Source organism: Pseudomonadota bacterium, from assembly GCA_039815145.1.
Classification (GTDB): Bacteria; Pseudomonadota; Gammaproteobacteria; order Steroidobacterales; family JBCBZW01; genus JBCBZW01.
The window spans coordinates 1-4,159 of the sequence record JBCBZW010000236.1; the positions used below are offsets into that span (position 1 = coordinate 1).

At 68.4% G+C, this 4,159-nt stretch carries 4 protein-coding genes and 1 pseudogene; all 5 read left to right on the plus strand.

Annotated features, from left to right (window positions below; all coding sequences use genetic code 11):
- Positions 1 to 679 (plus strand): annotated as a pseudogene (locus tag AAF184_24965) (ABC transporter permease subunit).
- Entirely contained in the window at positions 676 to 1,425 is a 750-nt protein-coding gene (locus tag AAF184_24970) for an ABC transporter ATP-binding protein (protein MEO0425610.1), read from the plus strand. The pseudogene AAF184_24965 and the gene AAF184_24970 overlap by 4 nt, the downstream one beginning before the upstream one ends.
- Positions 1,426 to 1,440: 15 nt before the next feature.
- Complete coding sequence (locus AAF184_24975) at positions 1,441 to 2,202, plus strand: urea amidolyase associated protein UAAP1 (GenBank protein ID MEO0425611.1); 762 nt, start codon at positions 1,441 to 1,443, stop codon at positions 2,200 to 2,202.
- Entirely contained in the window at positions 2,199 to 2,831 is a 633-nt protein-coding gene (locus AAF184_24980) for an urea amidolyase associated protein UAAP2 (protein MEO0425612.1), read from the plus strand. Before AAF184_24975 ends, AAF184_24980 begins: the two co-directional genes overlap by 4 nt.
- 4 nt (positions 2,832 to 2,835) lie before the next feature.
- The coding region (locus AAF184_24985) for a biotin carboxylase N-terminal domain-containing protein (GenBank protein ID MEO0425613.1) at positions 2,836 to 4,159 on the plus strand (1,324 nt) is incomplete at its 3' end.

Below are 4,159 nucleotides of genomic sequence, written 5' to 3' on the forward strand. Positions count from 1 at the left end.
GGGGAGGCGTTCCAGCGCATGGCCTTCACGCCCGACAAGCGCACGGGCGACTACCTGTTCTGGACGGACACGCTAGCCAGCTTGAAGCGGGTCGCCCTGGGGGTAGCCGCGGGGGGCAAGCGCCGGCTTGATCCTCGGCGGCGCAGCCGGGTTGCTACCCCTGCTGCGCGCCGCCGTCTCCCCCTTCCTCGCCGCCATCGCCATGGTGCCGCCCCTGGCCCTGCTGCCGATCCTGTTCATCACCTTAGGCTTGGATGAGGCCTCGAAGATCACCCTCATCGCCATCGGCGTGGCGCCCTTCATTGCCCGTGACATCGAGGCCCGCATCCGCGAGCTGCCGATCGAGGAGCTGATCAAGGCCCAGACCCTTGGCGCGGGCAGTTGGCGCATCATCTGGCGCATCGTCCTGCCGCAGATGCTGCCGCGGCTGTTGGACGCGGTCCGTCTCTCCCTCGGCGCTGCCTGGCTATTCCTCATCGCTGCCGAGGCCATCGCCAGCACGGAGGGGCTCGGCTATCGAATCTTCTTGGTCCGTCGCTATCTCGCCATGGACATCATCCTGCCCTACGTGGTGTGGATCACCCTGCTCGCGTGGCTCACGGATTGGTCCCTGCGCGCGCTGACCCACGGGCTCTTCCCCTGGCACACGGCGCAGCAGCTGAAGGACAAGCCCGCATGAGCGCCTTGGTACTGGAGAGCCTCACCAAGGCCTACGGGGATACGGTGATCCTGAACGGCATCGACTTCGCCCTCGAGCCCGGCGACTTCTGCACCCTCGTGGGCGCCAGCGGCTGCGGCAAGAGCACGCTGCTGAAGATGCTCCTGGGCCAGGAACGCCCGACCAGCGGACGCATCCTGCTGGGCGGCGAACCGCTCGCGGCCGAGCCGGACCCCATGCGCGGCATCGTCTACCAGCGCTACTCCGTGTTCCGCCATCTCACGGTGGCGGAGAACGTCCGCCTGGGGCTGGAGCTGCGCGATGGCGATCCCGTCTTCGGCCTGTGCTTCGGCGCCCGTCGGGCGGCGATCCGCAAGCAGGCCGACGAGCTGTTGGAGCGGGTGGGCTTGGGCGAGGCGGCCAAGCGCTACCCAGGTCAGCTCTCCGGCGGCATGCAGCAGCGCCTGGCCCTGGCCCAGGCGATCGCCCGCGAACCGCCCTTGCTGCTGCTGGACGAGCCCTTTGCGGCCCTCGACCCCGGCAACCGCACCAGCATGCACGAACTGCTCACGGAGCTGTGGCGCAGCCGTGGCATGACGGTGGTGATGGTCACCCACGATCTGCGCGAGGCCTTCAAGCTCGGCACGCGCCTGCTGGTGCTCGACACGCCGGGCGACGGCAGCGCGCCGTCCACGGGCGCCCGGATCACCTACGACATCCCCCTGCGTCGCGAGCGCGCCAAGGCGAGCGCGGACGTCACCCACTGAAGGAGCATGCCCCCGATGCCTGACACCACGCCGCCGCCGGCCCTATCGCCCCCGGTGCTCACGGAGACGCTGCCCGCAGGTTGCCATCACTCCCTGCTCCTGCGGCGGGGCTATACGCTGCGTTTGGTGGATGTGCAGGGCGACGCCAACGTAGCACTGATCGCCGTCAACCACGACGAGAAGAGCGAGCGCTACAACATGGCGGACACGCTCAAGGCGCAGCACGTCTCGCGCCTGGGCTCGCCGCTGGTGCTGTACTCGGACATGGGCCGCGTGCTGCTCTCCATCCCCTACGACAACTTCGGCCAGCACGACGCCTTCTGCGGCACCACCAACGCGGCCCTGATCACCGCGCAGTACGGGGAGGCGGACTTCCAGACCGTGCGCAACGACTACTTCCGCAACGGCCGCGACGGCCTGCTCATGGAACTCGGCCGCTGGGGCCTCTCGCGCCGCGACCTGGTGCCCAACATCAATCTATTCACGCGCATCCTCACGGACGAGGCGGGCAACACGACCTTCGACCCCGAGAGCCAACAGCCACAGGCCACGGTGGACCTGCGAGCGGAGATGAACTGCCTGGTGGTGCTCTCCACCGCGCCCCACCCCCTCGCGCCCTACGAGACCTATCCCAGCGGATCCGTCGCCCTCTCCGTGCACTGGACCGGCCCCGCCGGCCCCGACGATCCGTGCCGTCACTCCCGACCCGAGAACGTGCGCGGCTACGAGAACACTGAGGCATGGTTCGCCCAAACACCGCAGGGACCCCAAGCATGAGCAGCGCCGAACCGATCTCCAGCACCACCGTACGCGCCGGCGCACCGCTCCTCGCCCCCGTGCAGGCGGGTCAGATCTGCCGCATCGTCGACACGCTCGGCAACGAAGCGGTCGATGCGTTCTTCTTCAACGCCGACGACCCCGTCGAACGCTACTCGGCGGTCGACACGATACGCGCCCAGCGCAACGTCTACCTCAGCACCGGGTCGACGCTGCTCTCGACAGAAAACCGCCCGATGCTCACGATCACCGCCGACACCGTGGGCCGCCACGACACCCTCGGCGGCGCCTGCGCGTCTGAGAGCAACACCGTGCGCTACGCACACAGCAAGAAGTTCATGCACAACTGCCGCGATAGCTTCCTCATCGCGATGCTCTCCGACCACGACGCCCTGACCAAGCGCGACCTCACGGCCAACGTCAACTTCTTCATGAACGTGCCCATCACCCCAGAAGGCGGACTCAGCTTCGAAGACGGCATCAGCGGCCCGGGGCACTACGTGGAGATGCAGGCGGAGATGAACGTGCTCGTGCTGCTCTCCAACTGCCCCCAGCTCAACAACCCCTGCAGCGGCTTCAACCCGACGCCGATCGAGTTCGTGGTCTACGACGGACCGGACCCACAGTAGCGCCATGCGACGGGTACTGATCGCCAACCGCGGCGCCATCGCCACGCGTATCCAACGCACCCTGCGGTCGATGGGCGTGGAGAGCGTGGCCGTGTTCGCCGAGGCCGACCGGGCTTCCCTGCACGTGGCCCACGCCGACCACGCCGTGTGCCTCGGCGCCGGCAGCGCGCTGGAGACCTATCTCAACGGCGATCGCTTGATCGAGATCGCCCGCGAGCACGGCGTGGACGCGATCCACCCGGGTTACGGGTTTCTCTCCGAGAACGCGAGCTTCGCGCAGGCGGTCGAGGGCGCCGGGATCGTCTTCCTCGGCCCGACGCCGCGGCAGATCGAGTGCTTCGGTCTCAAGCACGAGGCGCGCGAGCTTGCCCTGCAGGCGGACGTGCCCCTCCTGCCAGGCACGGGACTGCTCGATAGCGTCGATGATGCCCTCGCCGAAGCGCAGGCGATCGGCTGGCCCGTGATGCTCAAGAGCAGCGCCGGCGGTGGCGGCATCGGCATGCGCCCCTGCCAGGACGAAGCGGCGCTGCGTGCCAACTACGAGATCGTCCGCGGCCAGGCGGCTAACAGTTTCGGTGATGCGCGGGTGTTCCTGGAACGCCAGGTCACGGCGGCGCGCCACGTGGAAGTGCAGGTATTCGGGGACGGAGCCGGCAAGGTCATCGTGCTCGGCGACCGCGACTGCTCGCTCCAGCGGCGCAATCAGAAGGTGATCGAAGAGGCGCCCGCCCCCAACCTGGCGAACGCCCTACGCCAGGCGATGCACGACGCCGCTCGCCGGTTGATGGAGGCCGTGTCCTATCGCTCGGCGGGTACCGTGGAGTTCCTCTACGACCGCGATCGCGAGGCCTTCTACTTCCTCGAGGTCAACGCCCGCCTGCAGGTCGAACACGGCGTGACCGAGATGATCACGGGTGTGGATCTCGTCGAGTGGATGGTGCGCCTCGGCAGCGGTGAGGGCGAGTTCTTGGCCGTGCCCGAGAGGCACGGCGCCGCCATGCAAGCGCGCGTCTACGCGGAAGACCCCGCGCGCGGCTTCCGCCCGGCACCCGGGCTGATCACGGCCCTAACGCTACCGCCACCGCATGCGCAGGTGCGCGTGGACGGGTGGGTCCAGGCGGGCGTCTCCGTGCCAGCGGAGTTCGATCCCATGCTGGTCAAAGTGCTGGCCCACGGTGAGGACCGTGACGCGGCCCGGCGTCAGCTGCAGGGGAGCCTGCAAGCCATGCGTATCGACGGCATCCAGAGCAACCTCGCGTACCTGCAGACGGCGTTGGAGGTCGGTGAGTTCGTCGACGCCAGCCATACGACCGCCAGCGCCACGGCGA

Bases quoted from the DNA above. Each gene is read 5' to 3' on its own strand.
- AAF184_24970 (MEO0425610.1), top strand. From the start codon at position 676: ATGAGCGCCTTGGTACTGGAGAGCCTCACCAAGGCCTACGGGGATACG.
- AAF184_24975 (MEO0425611.1), top strand. From the start codon at position 1,441: ATGCCTGACACCACGCCGCCGCCGGCCCTATCGCCCCCGGTGCTCACG.
- AAF184_24980 (MEO0425612.1), top strand. From the start codon at position 2,199: ATGAGCAGCGCCGAACCGATCTCCAGCACCACCGTACGCGCCGGCGCA.